We start from the raw sequence: 21,283 nt of genomic DNA on the forward strand, positions 1-21,283 counted from the left end.
AGACGTTGTCTGGCTTACTTATAATTCACGCTGGGCGGTGCGGGTTTGATAAGTTGAACAGTAACGCGTTGTCCCGAAGCATGGTCGCTCAGACTCACTTCCCGACGGTGATCGCCTACCAGCCATACCACGCGGTGATTTACCGCATCAGCGCCCACACGCAAAACGTATCGATTATTGACCACTGGTTCGTCAATTTCATTGATCCAGTAGCCGCCTTCTCCGTCAGAGACTTGCTCACCTCGCCCTACCGTATGGCCTAAACCCGCCGCAAAATCGGGCTGATGACTTCGTTCTAATTGCATCACACCGGCAACGTTTCGATAACAGTCCAGCACGGCAAATTTTTTCACCGAGTGGTTCCACTCAATGCACCAGCGCATTCCCGGTAGAACAGCGATATCGACCAGCATTTTGCCTTGCTCAGTAACAACTTGAAGGCGGTCAGACGAAATCGCCGGAGCGGGAGATGCCCCGGCTCCGGCGAGCGGCAAACACATCAGCAGCAGAGCAGTCTGCAAACGCTTGGCGAACGCAAAGCGTGACAGAACAGTGCCGCATTGCCTTTCCATAGCTAGTTAACCCTTCACAGTTAAGGGCGCAGACGATCCGGGATAACAGCGCCAACTTCTTCGAAGTAACGAAGCGCACCCGGGTGCAGAGGCACCGGCGTGGAGTCCATAGTGAACTTCACGGTGGTGTCGTTCGCCGCGGGGTGAACGGCAATCAGCTCATCCGTATTTTCAAACAGCAATCGCGTCAGCTTATAGGCTAACTCTTCGTCCATATCAGCATTAACAACGAGCACATTGGGAATGCCGATGGTCTGAACTGCTTCATCCATACCGTCATACATGCCTGCTGCCAGCTCAAACGGAGCAAAAACCGCTACTTCTTTCTGTGCATTGGCGACTTCTTCACTGGAGAGGCTAATCAGGCGGATATCACGTGTTGCGGCAAGGTTGAGAATTGAACTGGTCGGTGGGCCTACACTCCAGAAACCGGCGTCGATATCGCCATCACGAATCGCATCAGCAGTTTCATTGAAATTCAGACGCTGCGGCTCGAAATCGCTGTAGCTAATGCCATTAGCTTCCAATAATGCCCGCACGTTGAGCTCTGTACCGCTGCCCGGTGCGCCCACTGACACCCTCTTACCTTTCAGATCCACAATAGACTTAATATCCGATTCCGCCAGAGTCACCAGCTGCACGGCATTGGGGTAAACCGAGGCCAGAGCGCGAATATTTTTGATCTGGCGGTCTTCAAAATTATCAGTGCCGGTATACGCTTGATAGACCGTGTCTGCCAGTGCAAGCGCAAGATCCGCATCGCCGCGCATGATCAGACCCATATTTTCAACCGAGGCGCCGGTTACTTCAGCAGTCGCCTTGGCGCCTTCAATATGATTATTGATCATTTCGGCGAAGCCACCGCCGATAGGATAGTAAACGCCCCCGGTGCCGCCGGTAGCGATCGAGAGTTGTTGTGCGCTCAAGGGGAGCGCAACAGCCAGCATAGATACCGCAACTGCATATTTTAAAATTCGCATGAACGTTTCCTCCGCCCTATTGGACTTATATTTATGATTGACGAAAAAGGAGGTGTTAAATCCTCGGCTTCTATTTGCCATTAATGAGTACGTAGAAGCAACGATTGAGAAATTAGCACGTCTTGGGTGCTGATGTCTCGTAACAAAAGATCGCCCTGTCACTCAAAAGACCAGAAACTCATGACCAAGATGGTGCCTGGGGCTTCGAACCAAAAGCGCTCCAGATCCGGCTGACTGCCATGGCATTAGGCCCGGCTTCTTTAACCTCCAGGGTCTTGAACCACTGCACCTTGTGACCCAGGTTGATGGCCACTACACTAACTCCAGATAAGGAAAGACCTGGATGCTATACAACGAAACAACAAAAGGACCTTGTCATGAAACTCGCGTTTACCTTGCCCCTGATCATCGGCTCGCTGGCGGTGTTATCCGGCTGCACCACCACCGGCATCAACGCTAATACCAATCAAGCGGCACCCGTCGAAAGCGGCCAAACGTTGGTTCAGCTTGGCCCCCGGCCTTACTTTCTGATCAACGATATGGATGCCGGCGAACTGAAAAACACGCTGCAAGCGTGTGCTTCGAAGCTGTCGGCACCGTCGGATTTCTCTATTGCCCATCGCGGCGCGCCCCTGCAATTTCCTGAACATACCCGCCAATCCTATGTAGCAGCCGCCAGAATGGGGGCCGGAATTGTCGAGTGTGACGTCGCATTTACCAAAGACCGGGAATTGGTCTGTCGTCATGCCCAGAATGATTTGCACACCACCACCAACATCGTGGCCGTGCCGGAGCTAAACGCCAAATGCACCCAGCCCTTTGTGCCCGCCGATCCGGCCACCGACAGACCGGCCCAGGCTGAATGTCGCACCAGCGACATTACACTGGCTGAGTTTAAATCACTCAGGGGGAAAATGGATGCCTTTGACCCTGAAGCCACCACGCCCGAGGCGTACCTTGGCGGTACCGCCGATTGGCGTACGGACCTGTATTCAACTCGAGGCACTCTGTTGAGTCATCGCGAAAGTATCGAATTGTTCAAGGAGCTCGGCGTCAAGTTCACTCCCGAACTGAAAACACCGGTAGTGGATATGCCTTATAGCGGGGGCTATTCGCAACAAGACTATGCCCGCCAGATGATCAATGAATACATCGAGGCGGGGGTCAGCCCTGAGGATGTATGGCCACAGTCCTTCCTGCTGGATGACGTTATCTTCTGGGTCAATCAAATGCCCGAGTTTGGTCGCCAGGCCGTATTTTTGGATGAGAAACCGAACGAGCCGAATAACGTCTCCATGGTGTACATGGAAAATCTGGTCCAGCAAGGGGTTCCCATTCTGGCACCCGCGCTCTGGAAAATGCTGACTCTGGACGACAAACAAAAGATTGTACCGTCCGAGTACGCGATCAACGCCAAAGCTGCAGGTCTTGACCTGATTGCCTGGACAGTGGAACGCAGCGGGCCGCTCAATAACGGCGGTGGCTGGTACCATCAGAGCATCACCGATGCCATTAACAATGATGGCGACACCTTCACAGTGATTGATGTGCTGGCTCAGGATGTGGGTGTCATCGGGATTTTCTCGGATTGGCCTGCAACCACGACTTACTACGCTAACTGCATGGGGCTTTAGGCGCGATTCACACACCAAAAGCATAAGGAAGTTTTGAAAGACGTAAGCGGACTACCCCGTGCCTCCAGCAATTGATGTTGTTATATAGCAGCAACCATCGTAATAAAACCTGCTGCCAGAACTGGAATAACCACGGTAATCACGCCTATGTCTTTATAGGCCTCTCGGTGAGTCAGTTTGGTTATCGTGAGCATAGCCACCAGAACGATAGCCAGAGGGATGATAGACAGCGGCCATCAAACCATAGTGTGCGCCCGCAAAAAAGTCCGTACCCAGAGCAGCCGACAAGATCACGTTCTGAACCGAGGGTGTACCAGGCAAGGCCGTCAGGATGAAAGTTCCACTGCCCAGAGCAATTGCGCCCAGTAGAAGGCGCTTAGGTATATTTGCTTCTCTTAATAGCCGCAGACCCAACGGATAAATAGCAAAAATCACAACGAACACCACAACACCGCCATAGGTCAATAAAGCGCAAGCGAATGTCACAATCCAGAGCGTTCTGTGGGAACCAAACTTGTTAGATAAGGTTAGGGCAAGGCTGGTAGCTGCGTGGCTCTCGCCCTTTGGCCTAAGCTGATGGTGGTTGGTCTCGGTCTTCTATAAAGTCCTCTGTGTCACCTTCGTCGGAATTAAAGAACGTTGGCCAGTCGCTTGGTGGCTGCGTCATTCAGCCAGCTGGACCACTCGTCGCTGTTGTTGCTCAGAAAGTAAACCGCAGCTTCTTCGGCGGAGGCGTCATTCTCATCCATCCAGGCCAGCAGAGCACTCATGGTGCTGGTCTTGAAGGTCATCTTGCTCAGCATCTCAACTATTTCCGGCTCGCGCTCGCCGAAGCTGGTGGTGACCACGGTCAGGATAGTGGCCGCAGGGAAATCGGAAACGCCGGGGTTGTCGACCTCCTGGGTCTGATTACGGGTATGAACGTCTGCCTTGTACTCACCCAGACTTACACGCGTCATGTCGTACTTGCCAAGTGGCACAGTCGGACCCCAGTAGTAACCGAACCAGGACTCTTCGCTTTGGACAGCGGATGCCATGGAGGTCGCCAGGGTTTCACCAGAACCGTGGTCGAATACCTCGATACCTGAGGCTTTCAGATCCAGAGCGCGGACCAGGTTGTCACTTTGGATACGGCAGCCCCAACCGCTCGGGCAGTTGTTAAAGCGGCTGTCTACCAGTTCCGGATTCGCCATAATGCCTTCAATGGTTTTCAATTCCGGGTGTTTTTCGGCCAGATACGTAGGAATCCACCAGCCTTCGATACCACCCGGGTCCAGTACTTCGGCCACGCGTTTGATCTTGCCTTGCTCTTCCAGTTGCAGGAGCGCCTCGCTGACAGCGTTCAGCCACAGCTCGGTTACAATATCCGGTTTGCCGTTTTCGGCGACCGATGTGACGGCAGGAACTGTGTCAGAAGGAATCACCGATACGTCACAGCCGTAACCCTGTTCCATAATGAATTCGGCGACGCGTGTTACGACGGTACTCGAGGCCCAGTTCATTTTGGTGATGGATACTTCACCGCATTCGGCGGCAGCGAGCGAGGGTGCAGACAGGGCGCACAAAAGCGCCACGGGCGTTAATTTTCGCATGGTTGGTACTCCATTTTGGATTTGAACAGACGCGGCGCTGGGGCTGCTGAGGAGGTCTGGAAGACCTCCCGAGAGGTGAATACGCGCTGTTGGTGCGTGTTAACGGGAAAAGATAAGCGTTGAAATCTCAGTTACTACCTACACTAACGGTAACGATTTGAGCAGGAGTTACAAGCAATTCATGATAAATGTCGCTGAAAAGTCCATATCAGGGCCGTATTTCTTGCCGAATTGGGCGGTCGTTGCAGCTTGACGCGTCAGTCTTTTGAGCGTCTAACCACCGACCTATCGGGTCACACGGAACCCACAACCATGAAAATTCTTAAGACCAAAACCGCCCTCAATCCGCGCCGGATGCGCATGTTCATGCCTGATAAGGGGTGCCAACTGCGCTCGCGCTGCTGGCCATCGAATTCAAGTGTCGGAATCGAATCGGTCAAATCGATTTTGTATATTTTGGTTTGTTTGTTGCCTAAAACGAATGGAACCCATCGAATTTTTGGCTTAAGTTGCCAGGCTGCGCTATATTCTATGCATACGCATCGAATATAGGTTTTGTGATGAAAATAACCGTGTCTAGCGTTAAGCAGGCTGGGATGCTTGTCCGGGCAGTGCGAAAAAGCCAGTCCCTGAGGCAAGATGACCTGGCAGGAAGTGCCGGTGTCGGTCACGTCTTCGTGCGTGATGCTGAGCGAGGTAAGGAGACCATCGAATTCGGTCGTTTTTTGCGTTTGCTCGACGAATTGGGAATCTGCGTGACGTTCGACATACCCGAGTCGGCTTTGCCGCAATACGAACAACTGAAAGCAACGGGAATGAAGCCACTCCCACCTCGCGAAAGAAAACAAAAAGCTAAGGATTCAAGCCCAATCTCATCGGGCCATAAAACATGAGAAGTCTGGTGATTTATCACAACGGAACAACGGTAGGCGTCCTGTCTGAGCAAGAAAACATCTGGGAATTTTCATACGCTGACGACTGGTTGTCATTCGTGGATGGGTTCGATCTGTCTCCAGCACTATCTCGAGATGAAAAAACCATCAAAGATGGCTCATCAACGCGCCCCGTCCAGTGGTACTTTGACAATCTTCTGCCAGAAGAGGCTTTACGCCAGGTCGTTGCAAAAGAAGCCGGGCTGAAGTGGGAAGATTCCTTTGGTCTTTTGGAATACTACGGCGCCGAGTCTGCCGGCGCTCTGGTTTTACTCGAACACGGATATTCGTTAGATCTTCCAACTGGGCGGAGAAGACTGACCAACGAACAGCTGAGTCAACGAATCAGGAACCTTCCCAGATCTTCTCTACAAAAAGACTCTCCAAAGCGGATGTCACTGGCCGGAGCTCAACATAAGATGCTGATCGTTCTGGGCGGAGAGGAAATCTATGAGCCGGAAGCGGGCACGCCGTCCACACATATTCTGAAGCCCAATCATCCGGGGCCAGACTATCCAGCCTCAGTAATGAATGAGTATTTTATTATGCGGCTTGCTCGGGAAATGAAGCTGAATGTCCCTGATGTCAGCATGCGTTATGTGCCCGAACCTGTGTACATCATTGAGCGGTTTGATCGGTGGTCCGATGCGGCGGGTGTGGTTCATCGCATTCACGTGATCGACACTTGCCAGCTCCTAAACAGAGGCAGGGCCTTCAAATACTCCGGCGCAAACACGGAGTCCCTCAATAAAGCCATTTTGAAATGCCGAGGCAAAGCTGTTGCCCGTTTGGAATTATTCCGTTGGTTGATTTTTAATGTTCTGACGGGCAACGGTGACAATCATCTGAAAAACATATCGTTCATTGTTGATCCGAAGGGCATTCGTGTGGCCCCCGCTTATGATCTTTTGGCGACAGCTGTTTACGAGACGAAAGCCCTTGCATCACAAAACGCACGATGGCCGTCATCAGAACTGGCGCTTCAAATCAGTGACGGCTCCAAAAGCTTTGGCGCAGTCACTTTCAAAGATCTGGTAAAGGCCGGTATGGCACTGGGGTTGGCGAAGGGTACAGTGTCGCGGGAAATTACCCGTCAACTTGACACAATCCTTCCAACTGCCCACAACCTTTATAAAAGGATTTGTGAGGAACATGGGAAATTGGTTGAAAAGTCGCCAGATCCGGCTGAGGCCAAAAAGAACTGGGGCATCGAGCAGAAGCTAATTCTATCTATCCTGCATATCATCCTAAATGACATGGAACACAGTCTTCGCGCCAGTATTGACGTCTAAGCCCCTAAAATAAGCAAGGAGAGATGGGGTCGGTTGGTCGGTCGTAACGTTTGACTGCCCCCCGGAGCCGTTCTAGAGGCTCTAGTTCGTGCGGGAGTGGTTCATGCGTATTCCAGACCAAGGTTGCCACTGATTCCAGACGAAGCCTGCCACCCATTCCACGCGAAAGCTGCCACTGATTCCACGGCAAAGCTGCCACCCCGGCAGGTTGCCTGACTCACCCCATCAAACCGTCCGACGCGGGATAACTTAACGGTACTCTGAGTCTTTTCATCCGGAGAAGACCAGGTGCCAGCAAAGAGGTTGTCCATGCGTAAGATCAAAGAAGTCCTCCGCCTCAAATGGGAGCGAGGGCTGAGCAACCGACAGATTGCGGCGGCCTGCGGCGTCAGCCGCCCAACGGTCAGCGAGTACCTTCGGCGTTTAGCCGAAGCCGGTCTGAACTGGCCATTGCCGGAGAATCTGGATGAAGCTCACCTGGAGCAACGGTTGTTCCCGCCCCCTCCAGACTTGCCGGCCGAGGTTCGAGGCCTACCGGACTGGCATCAGATCCACGAGGAACTGAAGGGTAAATACGTCACTCTGTTCCTGCTCTGGCAGGAGTACCGGGAGGCAAACCCAGAGGGGTATCAGTACAGCTGGTTCTGCGAGCACTACCGGGCCTGGCAGGGCAAGCTGGATCTGGTGATGCGCCAGAATCACCGGGCCGGGGAGAAGCTCTTTGTGGATTATGCCGGCCAGACCGTGCCCGTCATTGACCGCACCACCGGAGAGGTCCACGAGGCGCAGATCTTTGTGGCGGTTATGGGCGCTTCCAATTACACCTACGCCGAAGCCACCTGGAGCCAGAAGCTGCCAGACTGGATGGGCTCCCACATCCGAACCTTCGAATTCCTCATGGGAGTGCCTGAACTGGTGGTTCCGGATAACTTGAAGTCCGGTGTAACAAAAGCTCACCGCTACGAGCCAGACCTCAACCCGACCTACCAGGACATGGCCGCCCATTACGGCGTAGCCGTGGTCCCTACGAGGGTTCGAAAGCCCCGTGACAAAGCCAAGGTGGAAGGCGGTGTGTTGATCGTCGAACGCTGGATCCTGGCGGCGCTGCGCCACCGTCAGCACTTCTCGCTCGGGCAACTCAATGCCACCCTCCGTGAGCTGCTGGAAAAGCTCAATCGCCGCCCCTTCCGAAAGCTGCCCGGCTGTCGGCGCGACCACTTCGAACAGTTGGACAAACCCGCCCTACAACCCCTGCCAGCTGAGCGTTATGTCTACGCGGAATGGAAGAAGGCCCGAGTGAATATCGACTACCACATAGCCGTTGACGGGCACTACTACTCGGTGCCCTACACCCTCATCAAGAAGGAAGTGGAGGTCCGAATCACCCACAACATCATCGAGTGTTTTTACCGGGGCAACCGGATCGCCAGCCACCGCCGCTCGGACCAAAAGGGACGGCATACCACCATCGCTGCCCATATGCCCGAATCCCATCGGCAGGCGGGTGAGTGGTCGCCGGAACGGCTGAGAACCTGGGCGGCCAAGACGGGTCCCGCCACAGAGAAACTCATCCGTACCGCCCTGGGTGCCCGCAAACACCCACAGCAGGCCTACCGCTCCTGCCTGGGCATTCTCCGGCTGGGCAAGAGTTACGGCGAAGCACGACTGGAAGCCGCCTGCCGGCGGGCCCTGATGCTGGGTAGCTGTCGTTACAAAAGCATCGAATCCATCCTCAAGCATCGCCTGGACCAGCAGCCCCTGGAAGAGCAACAGGACCTGGCCTTACCCGATACCCATGACAACATCCGCGGCCCGGCCTACTACCACTGAGGGAACCTGACATGCTGACACATCCGACTCTGGACAAACTCCATGCCCTCAAATTGACCGGCATGGCGTCCGCACTGGCTGATCAGTCGGCCACGCCTGACATCACGGAACTGAGCTTCGAGGAGCGCCTTGGACTGCTGGTCGATCGGGAGATGACCGAACGAGATAACCGACGCCTGACCAGCCGGCTGCGCCGGGCTGGACTGCGACACACCGCCGTTCTCGAAGACCTGGATTACCGGAACTCACGGGGTCTGGATAAGGGGCTGATCCAATCCCTGGCAAGCTGCCAGTGGGTGAAGGAACACCTGAATGTGCTCATCACCGGCCCCACCGGTGTTGGCAAAACCTGGCTGGCCTGTGCCCTGGCACATAAGGCCTGTCGGGGAGGCTACACCGCACAGTACGTTCGCCTGACTCGGCTGCTACGAGAACTGACCATCACCAAAGGAGATGGTCAGTATCCCAAGCTCTTGGCCAACCTCGCCAAAGTGGATGTGCTGATCCTGGATGACTGGGGGCTTATGAAACTGAGTGCAGAGAACCGAAGAGACTTGCTGGAAGTGCTGGAAGACCGTTACGGCCGTCGCTCCACCATCGCCACCAGCCAACTCCCTATCGAGGAATGGCACGACGCTATCGGTGACGCCACTCTGGCGGATGCTATTCTGGATCGGCTGGTTCACAACGCCTACAAGATCAATCTCAGGGGTGAATCCATGCGAAAACGACAAGCAAAGTTGACGGGCACCACAGCTTCGGAGTAACAATGAAACCCCCGCGTCGCGTCTCTCCGATGGGTGGCAACCTTCAGCGGTTTACGCAAGCCAGGAGCAGAAACGACCCGAGTGAACCCGGTGGCCGCTTGCTCCTGCTGCAGACAGTCTTCAGTCGGAGCCAGCTTCCGGCGCCGGTAAACGAATTGATGGTAAACCAATGACTGCTGCTTGCAGTAAGCGCTGCCGGACACGCCGGAGACTTCCCAGTCAGCAATATGCTGCTGCCAGACGTGTGCTCGTTCGGTTGGGGTCATGCTGAGTCCTCATGGAATAGGTGAGGAAGTCAGTGTGTGCAATCGGCGAGCCGAGATGTAGGTGCCGATTTATTGGCGCTTACCTATCAATAAACTGGAGTGGAAGGTGAACCTCCCACTCAGGAATTCGGCCTTTCACCCCCTGGAGAAAGTAGTATTTGAGTTTGTCGTTTCGACCGATCATCCTTTGGCTAAGCTACCAACGCCCCTGCCGGCGAGTGCAATACATGACTACCCGACGGTAATAGTGGCTGACAGTTCAATGCATTTGCTTGTCCGCTCATCCGGTCTGCTGGACGGTCGCAGCCGCATTATCGTGCCTACGATCGAGCATAAGGTAGAGGCGCAGTGCAAAGGGCTTGGTGTCGGATATCTGCCGCGGCACCGGATTACACGGGAGCTGGCAGAAGGGCATCTTATACTTCTGACACTGGATGTGCCACGCCCTCCCGTCGAGATCTCGTCTGCCTGGCCTCGCGCTAACCCGGGTAGGGGGTTCAAATGGTTTGTCGACCACCTTAAGCTCATGCAGTTCGACTCTGACAACGGCCTTGTCGCTCAAAAATGAGTACATTCAAAGGCTACTGATGCGGATAGGCCATGTGCCTTGCGTCAGGAGGCTTACAGCAATCGCCCGGTGAGGTGCATATTCTGACCCATTCCGATCACCCGTTCTGAATCATTCCGATCAGCCATTCTGGTTTTATCCGATCATTTTTCTGAATTTCCAGAGTCAGTGATCGGAACCCAGAATCGATGACCCCTGATTGCCAGAATTCTGCCTATCGTGTTGATTCAAAAAGGCATCTGACCCCGAGCTAATGAGTGCGGTCGAACTCGAACTCCTTGCAACGGATATATAGAGGATCGGCAACGATTCTGACGAAATCTTCCAAAAAAAATTCATTAACCATCTATTTTAAAAGACTTAAAATGCAAGCGTTATACTTTTTTACGTTAAAACCGCCTAGGCGGCCACCCAGGGAGCTAATCGCCAACGTTTGGGAATGGGTTTCGCCGCGCGCCGGCAAGCAGACGGTGGTTACTGCCGCCCGCCCTTTCGTCGTGCGGTTTCGAGGAGACCGTGAATCAATCCGGTCGCGCAACAGCGTCGATGCACTCTAGCCACGCCTTCTTTTGGTCCTCCGGGAGAAACGAGGCGGTAATAGAGTTTCGGGCCAGCGCACGGATGTCGTCATAATCCAGTGACAACGCCTCAGCCACGGCACGGTAATTGGCGCCCACGTACCCTCCGAAATAGGCTGGGTCATCGGAGTTGATGGTGATCACCAGCCCCATGTCCATCAGGCGCTTCAGATTATGAGACTCCATCCTGTCAAAGACCGCGAGTTTGGTGTTGGAAAGCGGACAGACGGTAAGCGGAATTTTTTCCGATGCCAAACGGCGGCACAGGTCCAAATCTTCTTCACAGCGCACACCGTGATCGATACGCACCACCTTGAGATCATCAAGGGCCTGGCGGATGTACTCCGGAGGTCCCTCCTCGCCGGCGTGTGCGACGGTCAGAAACCCTTCAGACCGAGCCCGTGCGAACACACGAGAGAATTTCTCCGGGGGCTGCCCGTGTTCGGATGAGTCAAGGCCCACGGCGGCGATCTCCCCGCGGTACGGCAGAGCCTCATCCAACGTCTTTTCGGCATCGGCTTCGCTGAGGTGGCGAAGAAAACTCAGAATCAGCCTTGAGCTGATGCCCAGGTCGCGTTCGCCGTCCTTGAGAGCGCGACTGATACCATCCATCACCGTCGCGAACGGCACACCGCGGTCGGTGTGCGTTTGCGGATCGAAGAAAATCTCACAATGCACGACACCATCGGCATGGACGCGTTCGAGATAAGCGCGGGTGAGTTGGTAAAAGTCGTCGGCGTCGAGAAGCACGCCGGCGCCCTTGAAGTAGATATCGAGAAAATCCTGCAACTGGGTAAAACTATACGCCTCCTGCAGCGCCGCCTCGGAATCGTAGGGGAGCTCTATTCCATGTTTCTCCGCCAGAGCCAGCAACATCCCCGGCTCCAGCGAGCCCTCGATATGCAAGTGCAATTCGGCTTTGGGCAGTGCGCGAATATACGCTGCCATTGGGGTTTCAGTACCTATGATTTCGCTCAATGCTTGCCCTTCCGTTGCAGGTTGATAAACAAGTGTCTCGTCTTGTTAATTCGTTGATTTACCAAGTGATGCCGCGCCCGTTCGCCCCAGAATCGACATCAGGTCGATGCGGGCATCCCGGGCTCCCAGATCCATCAAGCCTTCCAGCGCCTGTAGGTGGTCGGCAACGGACCGGCGGGCTGCCTCGGACTCACCGGCACGCAGGTGCGCCAGCAATTTCGCGTGGTCGCCTTCCAAGTAGCACGAAGCGAGGCCATCTCGCTTGTAAAGGGCGATGACGATGGACGTTCGCAGGATCAAGTCGGTGAGCATCTTGCCCAACACCCTGTTCGGAGACAGCTCTGCCAGAGCGTGATGAAGGGCAAGCGAGTGCTCGATGCGTACGGGCTCCTCCCGGCTCGCATGGGCCTGCCTTTCCATCTCGACAACTTTCTCCAGGGTCTCTAGCTGGGCGGTTTTCAGGTGGCCCGCGAGCAGGGCTACAACCTCACCTTCCACCAGACGCCGAGCGGCGAACGTTTCGCGTGTTTCCTCGATGCTCGGAGCCCGCACCCGCGCCACCTGATTAGGCGTCTGAGTGACCACGTATTCGGCATCCAACCGGGTAAGTGCCTTGCGCACCACCGAGCGGCTGACTCCGAAGATCTCACCCAGAGTCACCTCCGGCAGCCGGGTGCCCGGAGGCAGGCTCTGGGTAAGCACTGCCTTGCGAACTTTGTCGACAATCTGCTGATCGCTAGCACGCCCTCCCACTTTGAATTTGGTCAAAACCTCCTGCTGCAAGACGCTACTCATCTTATGTTTTCTCCCACTGAACCTTTTGCCTCGATCGGACGCTATGCGGATCTATAGGGCATCGCTTGCACGGCACAACCCCATTGCCGCCACTCATTGTATACACTTTATCATCGTATACAATTCGGATAGGAAGGTTAAATTTCTGGTTCATGCGGACCTCGGTTGTACCAGGATGGCACGAAAATCATTGACGTTTGTACAGGTGGGGCCTGTGACGATCAAGCCATCCAACGCGGCGAAGAAGCTGTAGGCATCATTGTTCGCCAGATACGTTGAGGGATCGAAGCCTTGCATCTGCATGCGCGCCCAGTCATCAGGACCGAACAACGCGCCGGCATTGTCTTCGGAGCGGTCAATTCCATCGGTGTCAATTGCCAGGGCATGAATACCGGGTGCACCAGCCAGGGTTGAGAACAGTCCCAGCAGGTAGTCGACATTACGCCCTCCCCGACCGCTACCGCGCACCATCACACTGGTCTCGCCACCAGACAGAATGAGCAACGGCCGACTGATTTCGTTTTGGGCGGCTATCGCCAGCAATGCGTGGCCACGCTCCAGTTCGCAGGCTTCTTCCTCTAGGTCATCGCCCAACAGTTGAACATTTAACCCAGCGGTTTCCGCCTCGGCCCTAGCGGCGTTTAACGCATCCCCCGCCCTGGCTAACACAGACGATATGTCTCGAACAAAGGCGGCAGAACCCAGCTTCGGCGCCGTATCATCAGTGTGCAGATGGCTCCGCACGCAATCCGGAATTTCGATTGCATAACGTTCAAGAATCGCCAGCGCATCAGCCGGGGTCGTGGCTTCCGGCAGAGTTGGGCCCGATGCGATCGGGGACGGATCATCCCCTACGCGGGCAACGGCTCATAGGTGTCCGGGTCGAATTCGATCTCGGTCATCTGCACGTCAATCGACAGATCGATCAGCACCGGGCCGGGACGTGAACTGCGCATTAACTGGAACGCGTGCTGGAAAGCGCGCGGTACCTGAGCCGGCTCAAGAACCGTTGTCGCCCATTTGGTGACGGGACCGGCGATGGCCTTGATATCGACGGTCTGGAAGTCTTCCTTGTGCAGCTTGGCACGCGGGGCCTGGCCGGTGATGCACAGAATCGGAAAAGAACCCCCCAAGGCCGAATACAGTCCCGTGATCATGTCGGTGCCCGCCGGCCCCGAGATGCCAATGCATACCCCGATATTGCCTGCTTTGGTTCGGGTATAGCCCTCAGCCATGTGGAACGCCCCCTCCACGTGGCGAGCCAGCATATAGACGACGACGCCGACTTTGCACATCGCGGCGTAGAATGGATTAATGGCGGCACCGGATACTCCGAACGTCATGCCGATGCCTTCTTTCTACATAACCTGAACAGCGGCTTCTGCTGCGGTCATAAGTGTCATGCGAAGTCCTCAGATAGATGTTGTTTTTGTCGTTGGCAACGGTCTCGTCACTATTTCCGGAACTGGCTACCCCATAATCTCTCAGCCAAAAAAGCTAAATATCATAGAGTTACTCGCACTTTGAGGGGATGCTCGTCACAGTTGCTACCCGCACCACCACGGTCGACCACAAGAAACTCTCCCTGAGACTCAAGTACCGACTGAACAGCGTGCCAGGTGCCTGCGTGATAGTTCACGCCCTGGCGACCATCGGTAACAAAGGCCCTTACCGCAGCAGGGGCAACAGCCTCTGCCGGTGGCGCCACCACAATCAGGAAGCGCTCGCCATGCAGCGGCATGAAGGCCTGGCTGCCTTGGGGATGGCGCTCAAGACTGTCGAGTTCCAGCGGTAGTTCCACGGGCTCGCTGACGAAAATGCTGATCAGCGCCTTCGCCTCATCTCCAAGGGTTTCGACCCTGGCCAGATCATGGTAACGACGGGTCCGCCCCCCATTAATGGGAAAAGAGTCCGCAACGCGACTGTCAATGACATCGCCGAAGGCTGCGAACGCCTCCGGGGTCAGCGGCTGCGCCTTGAGTTCTAACATGGTGCTACCTCGCCTTGGTTATCGGTGGCCGAAGCCACCCAGCTTCATATGACGATTCACGTCCTTGTAAAGGAGGTAGCGGAAAGGTCCTGGCCCCCCGGCATAGCATGCCTGCGGGCAGAAGGCCCGGAGCCACATGAAGTCGCCGGCCTCAACCTCTACCCAGTCCTTGTTAAGTAGATAGACCGCCTTGCCTTGAAGAACATAGAGCCCATGTTCCATGACATGGGTTTCGGCGAAGGGAATCACCCCGCCAGGCTGAAAGGTGACAATATTGACGTGCATGTCGTGGCGAATGTCTTTGGGATCGACGAAGCGCGTCGTCGTCCAGCAGCCTTCGGTATCGGGCATTTCGGTCGGTTCGATATCATTCTCGTTGGTGACAAACGCCGCGGGCGAGTCGATGCCATCGATGTGCTCATAGGCCTTGCGCACCCAATGGAATCGAACAGGGGCGGCGGTATTGTTGCGAACCTTCCAAGTGCTGCCTGCCGGAATGAAGGCATAACCGCCCTCTCGCATGAAATGCTGCTCGCCCTGCAGTGTTAATGAGAGCTCGCCTTCCACAACAAAGAGAACACCTTCCGCCACAGGGTCCAGCTCCGGGCAATCACTGCCGCCGCCCGGTAAGACTTCCATGATGTATTGGGAAAAGGTCTCAGCGAAGCCGGACAGCGGGCGCGCCAAAACCCAAAGGCGGGTGTTCTCCCAAAACGGCAGGTTGCTGGTCACGATGTCGCGCATCACACCTTTAGGGATAACCGCATAGGCCTCAGTGAAGACGGCGCGGTCCGACAACAACTGTGTCTGCGGTGGATGCCCACCCTTAGGCGCGTAATACGTCTTTGGGGTCGAATTACTGTTGGCCATTATTTTGGTCCTTGGATATCAGAAGCTGTTGGTCCTTGGGTGTCCGGGTGGTGCTCAATCCAGTGACGTGCAATATCAATCCGACGAGTCACCCAGACTCGATCATGACGTTCTATATGGTCGAGGAAACGCTGCAAGCCTCGAAAACGGCCCGGACGGCCGATCAATCGGCAATGCAAGCCCACGGAAAGCATCTTCGGGGTGTCATGCCCTTCGGCGTAGAGGACGTCGAAGGCATCCCGCAAGTATGTGAAGAAGTCCTCACCGGTGTTGAACCCCTGGGGCGTTGCGAAGCGCATGTCATTGGTATCCAGAGTATAAGGCACGACCAGATGATCATGCTGTTCACCGGCGCTGTCGCGCTCGCGGCTCCAGAACGGCAGGTCATCGCCGTAGTAATCGCTGTCGTAGAGGAAATCGCCCTGGTCGAGCAACAAACGCCGGGTGTTTGGGCTGTCGCGCCCGGTGTACCAACCCAGCGGATTCTCGCCGTAGATGTCCTGAAAAACCTTGATCGCGTGGCACAAATGCTCTCGTTCGACACTCTCTGGCACATCCTGATAGTGAATCCAGCGCCAGCCGTGACAGGCAACTTCGTGCCCCATGGCCTTGAAGGCATGAGCCACTTCCGGATTACGCTGCAGCGCCATGGCGACGCCGAATACCGTCAGCGGCAAGCCACGTTTCTCGAATTCCTTGAGCACCCGCCAGACCCCGACGCGGGAGCCATACTCGTAAATGGATTCCATACTCATATGACGATTGGCATACGCCTCGGCACCGACGATCTCGGAAAGAAAACGCTCGGAATGACTGTCGCCGTGCAGCACACAGTTCTCGCTTCCCTCCTCGTAGTTTAGAACGAACTGTACGGCGATCCGGGCCTGGCCCGGCCAGTTAGCCTCGGGGGGTTGGCGGCCGTAGCCGATCAAATCGCGAGGGTAATGATCATTCGTAGTTAAAGTCACTGCACCTTATCCTTTCTTTCCTTGCTGCCCGGAAAGCATATTTGGCACTTACTATCGGGCTACATGTTTTGTACACAATAATAAACTATAATGTATCCATTTACTTTGCAATAGCCCTCCAACAATCTTTGGGGATTCTGCAATTACAAAAAACGAAAGCCCCGCAAAACATGCTCCCCGCGATTTCGATACGGGCAGGCGCTGCGCAACCCCAAGTGCTTATGGAGTCCCGGCACGAACAGTAAACTAACGTGTACAATTGAACAGACAGCGGGCCAAGTCGCTCAAGCCAAGCCAGCCCGAGCGACTGGTCAGCCCGGCCAAATGGCCACTGTAGAAAGAAAGGCACTCATGTTTTCGTGAACTTGCCCCCAAGCCGATGACTCAGGAAGTGCTCTGGTGCAGCAACCGCAACAGGCGTTTAGCTACCGAAGATGCGGTACAGATCGGGTACTTCAGCTGCTTCTTCGACGATCAAAAGCGAAGCTTCGATAGCTTTGAGGTGGCGATCCATAAAGTCACGCGCCTGTCCGCCATCCCCTTGTTCGAGAAGTTGAATCAGTTCGCCGTGGTCGTGGGTCTCGCAGCCTAAATGCCCCGAATTACCGTAAACCGCGAGTATCAGGGAGGATCGCGAACAAAGTCCCGCCACAAACTCAGCAAGAGTGTCGTTGCCAGAGAGTTGAGCCAGTCGTTCGTGGAAAGCGGCGGAAATCTTAATGGCCGTGCTCTGTTCGCCGGATCGCAACGCGTCTCTCTCCTGCCGTGCCAGATTACGCAGCTCCCGGATGTTATCCTCGGTGATGCGCTTCGCCACTTCCGCCATCAGGCCGCATTCGACCATTTGCCGGGCTGCAAAAACGTCCTTAGCTTCATCAGCCGTAGGCCTTGTCACGCTGGCGCCGCGCTGCGGGGTCAGTGTGACCAATTGCTCCAGGGCCAACCGCTGCAAGATCTTGCGGATGCCGGTACGGCTGACACCAAAGACCTCGGAGAGCGCATCCTCGCGCAACCGCGCGCCAGGTTTCAGGCGGTGCTCAATAACAGCATCACTGATTGAACGGTAGATTGCATCATGGCGCTCTGTTCCATTATCGGTATTACGCTGGCGCTGCGCTCGTGAGCCTGCCTCTCTTCCGATCGACTTGCGCTCTGACACTGGCTGACTCATACACGATCCTGCTGGTTGTTACGAATTACCCTCTCTCTATTGTATACGAAATTAAATGACAGAGTGACCGAGATCAATAATGAGTGGCGGCAGCGCCCTGTATCAGTCCTTCCAAGCCGCGATAATGTCGCGCTCTTCCTCCGTCACGTTGGTGGTATTTCCCAAAGGCATATAGCGGCTGGACACAACCTCCTGAATCTTGTCCTTGTAGCGCAGGATCTGCTCCAAGTTATCAAGCATGATGCCCGCCGGTGGTGCCGAGAATCCCGGACTCGTCGGATCCCATGAGTGGCAGGCGACACAGTGCTTATCAATAAGCGCATATACTTTCTCTGTGGTTTGGCTCGCTTGTGCAGCACCGCTACTGACACTGCTACTGGCGGTGGCCATCCTGTCTGCGGGCGCCGCCATCCAGAAAGCTAGGAAAATCAACGCCACTCCCACTGCAGGATAAGCCGGGCGCGTCTTACCTGCGTGCATCAGTACGAAAAACTGGCGGATAACGGCACCGGCCAGGATGAATAGCGACATGATGATCCATGACTGGGGATGGGTGTAGGCAAAAGCGTAATGGTTGCTGACCATCAGCAGCACCACCGGAAGCGTGAAATAGGTATTGTGCACCGAGCGCTGCTTGCCCCGCTTGCCGTCGAGGGGGTCGGGGGCATCGCCTGCCTTCATTGCATTGACCATGCGGCGCTGGCCGGGAATGATCCAGAAGAATACGTTTGCGGACATGGCCGTCGCCATGACTGCACCGGTCAGCAGGAACGCGGCACGACCGGCAAAGAGCTGCGAACTGAGATAGGCCACCGCCACCATCAGGACCGCTACCGCAATGCTCAGGATGCCATCTCGCTCCATGTTGGGACTGATGCGCTTGCACAACTCATTATAGACAACCCAGCCCGACAGCAGGAACAGCAGCGCCAAACCGTTGGCCTGCCAATCCGACATGTTTGCCGCCCACTCCCAGCTACTATTGGGGTTTATTAGATAAAAACTCGGGTTGAACATGTACAAAATGACGAACAACGCAAAGCCGGACAGCCAAGTGGTATAAGCCTTCCAGAAAGACCAATGTAAGTCGTCAGGGAGCGCGGCGGGGCTGGTGGCATATTTCTGGTTGTGATAGAAGCCGCCACCATGTACTGCCCACATTTCACCGAAAACCCCTTTCTTTCGACAGTCCTCACCCTTGGGTGTTTTCAGACCATTGTCCAGCATCACGAAGTAGATTGACTCTCCAATCCAGGCGATGGCCGCGATCACATGCAGCCAACGCAGCATGAAATTGAGGAAATCCAGAATATAGGCATGCATAAGTCTGCTCTCTTCCTGTGCAATTATTGTTAGGGAACCAGCGGTGTGGGCTGATCAGCTACCGCGGTAGGTGGAATAGCTGTAGAGCGAAAGCAGCAGAGGTACGTGATAGTGCTGGGAGCCATCGGCGACGCCAAAGCGTAGTGGGATAACGTCTAGAAAAAGAGGCTCGGCGACGTCACCACCCTGGCGCCGGAGGTAATCCCCCGCGTGAAAGACCAACTCAAACTCACCGGCGGTAAACGCGTCACCCTCAAGAATGGGTGCATCGCACCGTCCATCGTTATTGGTGATAACGTCTTTTAAATGCACCCGAGTCTCACCTTCCAGACGGTAGACTTCGATGCGAATACCCTCCCCGGGGCGACCGCGGGAAGTATCCAAAACATGGGTGGTCAGGCGTCCCATAACGCTCTCCTGTATTAGTGATGGCCGTTATTCGGTTAAAAGCACAACTCGACGTTGTCGACTTTACTAAAAAAGATTACACTTTGCATCTCATATTGTATACATTTAAGTTATACCATTGTTTCTTTTATGAACATTCACATTGCACGGAAATTTTCTCATCATGAGCAAAAACACCTTGGCCCCGCAGCCCAGCCAGCTAAAACGCGACGATTTCGTTACTCGCTTCGCCGACATCTACGAACACTCCCCCTGGATTGCCGAACTGGCCTGGGAGCGCGGAATAGGGGGTGAGCAGGACTCGCCCCAGGGCCTTGCGGAGGCCATGGCCAGAATACTCGAGGAAGCCAGCACCGACCGCCAACTGGAGGTCATTCGGGCTCACCCGGATCTTGCGGGCAAGGCAGCCATCGCTGGCACACTGACTGACGATTCCACCCGCGAACAAGCGGGCGTAGGCCTTGACCAATGCACGCCTGACGAAATGGCGCGTTTCGAGCGTCTCAATGACGCCTACAGGCATCGTTTCGGCTTTCCCTTCGTGATGGCCGTCAGCGGCAGCAACCGCTACGCGATCCTGAATGCTTTCGAAAAGCGTCTGGAGAACAGTCTTGAGAAAGAACGCCGCACTGCCATTGGGCAGATCAATCGCATCGCCCTATTCCGACTTAAGGCTCGTGCTGCGTCCTGAGAATGCCGGTCATCGCCCGAGAGCTCCGATCTGCATCGCATAACCATCGTGCTCGGGCGAGCATTTTCACTGGGTTGAAGATGAACATATAAAAGTATTGCAGCAACGACCAGACGATATTTTGGCGGCGCCCGCCTGGTAGGTGGTGCTCGGCTACTGAATGGTCAAAGCTGAAGGAAGGGTTACACAATCGGGAGTCGGATATTGACGGGAGCCGGTTGTTTGAAAATGTCCGACTCGCGGAACGATCAGAAGTGGTATTTTACCAAGGCGCTGACAGAGCTCTGGGTATCCATGAGGTTGTCGCCCAGACCGAACTTGTTGTTCCAGTACTGGTACTCCACGCCAGCGTATAGAACACCCGGTTCGCCCCAGAAGTTGCTCACGTCCAGCTTGATCTGCGGCACGAACTGGAATTCTGACTCGTGATCAGACTCGGCGGTGGACCAGTCAATATAGCCGTCGATCAGGAAGAGGGCTGAGCCCACGTTGAAAGGCGCTCCCCAGGTGACTGTCAACTGGAGGTCGTTGCTGATCTGCTCGTTGTCCACGTAGTTGAACGAGGTGTTGAAGTAAAGGAAGCCTGGCACATCCCACGCAAGACCGAAACCGCCCATGTAGTTGTTGATCGGGTTACTACCGTCGTCACCAAACTCGTACTGGGCGGCCAGGAACACGTCCTTGACCGGCCCGAAGCTCAAATCAGATCCGGTCAGCCAGTTGCCGCTCAAGTTAGGGGCGAATTCGCCATAGAGGTTATCGGTTCCCTCTTCATTGCCCTGGCCCTGGTCCCGGTCAATGAAGAAGAAGGTGCTGCCCCAGTTGTGAGCGGTGGCGTTCTCGAAGGTGAAGAAGGTAGCTTCAAACTCCTTGCCGCCGTTACCGCCGGCGTCGAATTCAACGCCCTGGTACTGGTTGCTCTGCAGGATGGAAATACTGGTACCTCCGAAAAACTTCTCGGCATGGGCTGCCGGGGGGAACGCCACAGCAACACCGATCGCAATCAGGCTTTTTTGAATTAACATTATGAGTATCCTAATTTTTGTGGTTGTTTGAGTGGAACTGGCGCAACGTTATG

21 protein-coding genes and 2 pseudogenes are annotated in these 21,283 nt (G+C 55.1%); 7 read left to right on the forward strand and 16 right to left on the reverse strand.

Annotated features, from left to right (window positions below; genetic code table 11):
* Positions 1-14 precede the first annotated feature (14 nt).
* Together MELB17_RS08465 and MELB17_RS08470 are read right to left on the reverse strand one after the other, a co-directional pair.
* Positions 15-572, reverse strand: coding sequence for a DUF1850 domain-containing protein (locus tag MELB17_RS08465; protein WP_007349771.1), 558 nt, complete (start codon positions 570-572; stop codon positions 15-17).
* Between the two features lie 20 nt (positions 573-592).
* Positions 593-1,552: a TAXI family TRAP transporter solute-binding subunit gene (locus MELB17_RS08470; protein WP_007349772.1), complete on the reverse strand. Its 960-nt coding sequence runs from the start codon at positions 1,550-1,552 to the stop codon at positions 593-595.
* 377 nt (positions 1,553-1,929) lie between these two features.
* Here MELB17_RS08470 and MELB17_RS08475 point away from each other — a divergent pair, with 377 nt between their 5' ends.
* Positions 1,930-3,186 carry a glycerophosphodiester phosphodiesterase family protein gene (locus MELB17_RS08475; RefSeq protein ID WP_007349774.1) on the forward strand — a complete coding sequence of 419 codons (1,257 nt, stop codon included), beginning with the start codon at positions 1,930-1,932 and terminating at the stop codon, positions 3,184-3,186.
* A gap of 629 nt (positions 3,187-3,815) precedes the next feature.
* Here the strand turns inward: MELB17_RS08475 and MELB17_RS08485 are convergent.
* On the reverse strand, positions 3,816-4,778 hold the full coding sequence (locus MELB17_RS08485) for an ABC transporter substrate-binding protein (RefSeq protein ID WP_007349776.1): 963 nt from the start codon (positions 4,776-4,778) through the stop codon (positions 3,816-3,818).
* A gap of 560 nt (positions 4,779-5,338) precedes the next feature.
* Here MELB17_RS08485 and MELB17_RS08490 point away from each other — a divergent pair.
* The 4 genes from MELB17_RS08490 to istB all read left to right on the forward strand — a co-directional run bounded on the left by MELB17_RS08490 (position 5,339) and on the right by istB (position 9,599).
* Positions 5,339-5,671: a helix-turn-helix domain-containing protein gene (locus MELB17_RS08490; RefSeq protein WP_036184081.1), complete on the forward strand. Its 333-nt coding sequence runs from the start codon at positions 5,339-5,341 to the stop codon at positions 5,669-5,671.
* On the forward strand, positions 5,668-7,002 hold the full coding sequence (locus tag MELB17_RS08495) for a HipA domain-containing protein (protein WP_007349778.1): 1,335 nt from the start codon (positions 5,668-5,670) through the stop codon (positions 7,000-7,002). Before MELB17_RS08490 ends, MELB17_RS08495 begins: the two co-directional genes overlap by 4 nt.
* A 309-nt stretch (positions 7,003-7,311) precedes the next feature.
* Positions 7,312-8,832: an IS21 family transposase gene (istA, locus tag MELB17_RS08500; protein ID WP_007349779.1), complete on the forward strand. Its 1,521-nt coding sequence runs from the start codon at positions 7,312-7,314 to the stop codon at positions 8,830-8,832.
* 11 nt (positions 8,833-8,843) lie between these two features.
* Entirely contained in the window at positions 8,844-9,599 is a 756-nt protein-coding gene (gene istB, locus MELB17_RS08505; protein ID WP_007349780.1) for an IS21-like element helper ATPase IstB, read from the forward strand.
* On the opposite strand, the gene tnpA is transcribed toward istB, so the two are convergent.
* Positions 9,524-9,865, reverse strand: coding sequence for an IS66 family insertion sequence element accessory protein TnpA (gene tnpA / locus MELB17_RS26430; RefSeq protein ID WP_413540276.1), 342 nt, complete (start codon positions 9,863-9,865; stop codon positions 9,524-9,526). The genes istB and tnpA overlap by 76 nt on opposite strands.
* A gap of 106 nt (positions 9,866-9,971) precedes the next feature.
* Between tnpA and MELB17_RS08510 the strand changes: the two genes are divergently transcribed.
* Positions 9,972-10,433: a LysR substrate-binding domain-containing protein gene (locus MELB17_RS08510; protein WP_050774912.1), complete on the forward strand. Its 462-nt coding sequence runs from the start codon at positions 9,972-9,974 to the stop codon at positions 10,431-10,433.
* A gap of 521 nt (positions 10,434-10,954) precedes the next feature.
* Here the strand turns inward: MELB17_RS08510 and MELB17_RS08515 are convergent.
* From MELB17_RS08515 to uraH, 11 genes and pseudogenes are all read right to left on the reverse strand, one after another.
* Positions 10,955-11,959, reverse strand: a complete 1,005-nt coding sequence (locus MELB17_RS08515) for an adenosine deaminase (protein ID WP_036184192.1) — start codon at positions 11,957-11,959, stop codon at positions 10,955-10,957.
* A 75-nt stretch (positions 11,960-12,034) separates the two neighbouring features.
* Positions 12,035-12,784 carry a GntR family transcriptional regulator gene (locus MELB17_RS08520; protein WP_007349783.1) on the reverse strand — a complete coding sequence of 250 codons (750 nt, stop codon included), beginning with the start codon at positions 12,782-12,784 and terminating at the stop codon, positions 12,035-12,037.
* A 150-nt stretch (positions 12,785-12,934) separates the two neighbouring features.
* Complete coding sequence (locus MELB17_RS08525) at positions 12,935-13,453, reverse strand: MOFRL family protein (RefSeq protein WP_227498841.1); 519 nt, start codon at positions 13,451-13,453, stop codon at positions 12,935-12,937.
* A 120-nt stretch (positions 13,454-13,573) separates the two neighbouring features.
* Positions 13,574-13,618: pseudogene (locus MELB17_RS26320) on the reverse strand (hypothetical protein); the annotation flags it as partial.
* Positions 13,619-13,641: 23 nt separating this feature from the next.
* Positions 13,642-14,127: pseudogene (locus MELB17_RS08530) on the reverse strand (thiamine pyrophosphate-binding protein); the annotation flags it as partial.
* Between the two features lie 161 nt (positions 14,128-14,288).
* Positions 14,289-14,774 carry an ureidoglycolate lyase gene (locus MELB17_RS08535; protein ID WP_007349786.1) on the reverse strand — a complete coding sequence of 162 codons (486 nt, stop codon included), beginning with the start codon at positions 14,772-14,774 and terminating at the stop codon, positions 14,289-14,291.
* Between the two features lie 18 nt (positions 14,775-14,792).
* Positions 14,793-15,644 (reverse strand): bifunctional allantoicase/(S)-ureidoglycine aminohydrolase, encoded by an 852-nt coding sequence (locus MELB17_RS08540; protein WP_007349787.1) that lies wholly within the window; start codon positions 15,642-15,644, stop codon positions 14,793-14,795.
* Complete coding sequence (gene puuE / locus MELB17_RS08545) at positions 15,644-16,612, reverse strand: allantoinase PuuE (protein WP_007349788.1); 969 nt, start codon at positions 16,610-16,612, stop codon at positions 15,644-15,646. Before puuE ends, MELB17_RS08540 begins: the two co-directional genes overlap by 1 nt.
* 421 nt (positions 16,613-17,033) lie before the next feature.
* Complete coding sequence (locus MELB17_RS08555) at positions 17,034-17,783, reverse strand: GntR family transcriptional regulator (RefSeq protein WP_007349790.1); 750 nt, start codon at positions 17,781-17,783, stop codon at positions 17,034-17,036.
* A 102-nt stretch (positions 17,784-17,885) separates the two neighbouring features.
* The gene (locus MELB17_RS08560; RefSeq protein WP_007349791.1) at positions 17,886-19,106 is read right to left on the reverse strand and encodes a urate hydroxylase PuuD; all 1,221 of its coding nucleotides are present in this window, start codon (positions 19,104-19,106) and stop codon (positions 17,886-17,888) included.
* Positions 19,107-19,160: 54 nt separating this feature from the next.
* Positions 19,161-19,514 carry a hydroxyisourate hydrolase gene (uraH, locus tag MELB17_RS08565; RefSeq protein WP_007349792.1) on the reverse strand — a complete coding sequence of 118 codons (354 nt, stop codon included), beginning with the start codon at positions 19,512-19,514 and terminating at the stop codon, positions 19,161-19,163.
* Positions 19,515-19,674: 160 nt separating this feature from the next.
* Between uraH and uraD the strand changes: the two genes are divergently transcribed.
* A complete protein-coding gene (gene uraD / locus MELB17_RS08570) occupies positions 19,675-20,205 on the forward strand; it encodes a 2-oxo-4-hydroxy-4-carboxy-5-ureidoimidazoline decarboxylase (RefSeq protein ID WP_264673223.1) in 531 nt (176 codons plus the stop codon).
* Between the two features lie 248 nt (positions 20,206-20,453).
* On the opposite strand, the gene MELB17_RS08575 is transcribed toward uraD, so the two are convergent.
* Positions 20,454-21,230: an outer membrane protein OmpK gene (locus tag MELB17_RS08575; protein ID WP_007349794.1), complete on the reverse strand. Its 777-nt coding sequence runs from the start codon at positions 21,228-21,230 to the stop codon at positions 20,454-20,456.
* Positions 21,231-21,283: the final 53 nt, after the last annotated feature.

Origin of the sequence: Marinobacter sp. ELB17, from assembly GCF_000169375.1 — a bacterium.
Lineage (GTDB): Bacteria > Pseudomonadota > Gammaproteobacteria > Pseudomonadales > Oleiphilaceae > Marinobacter.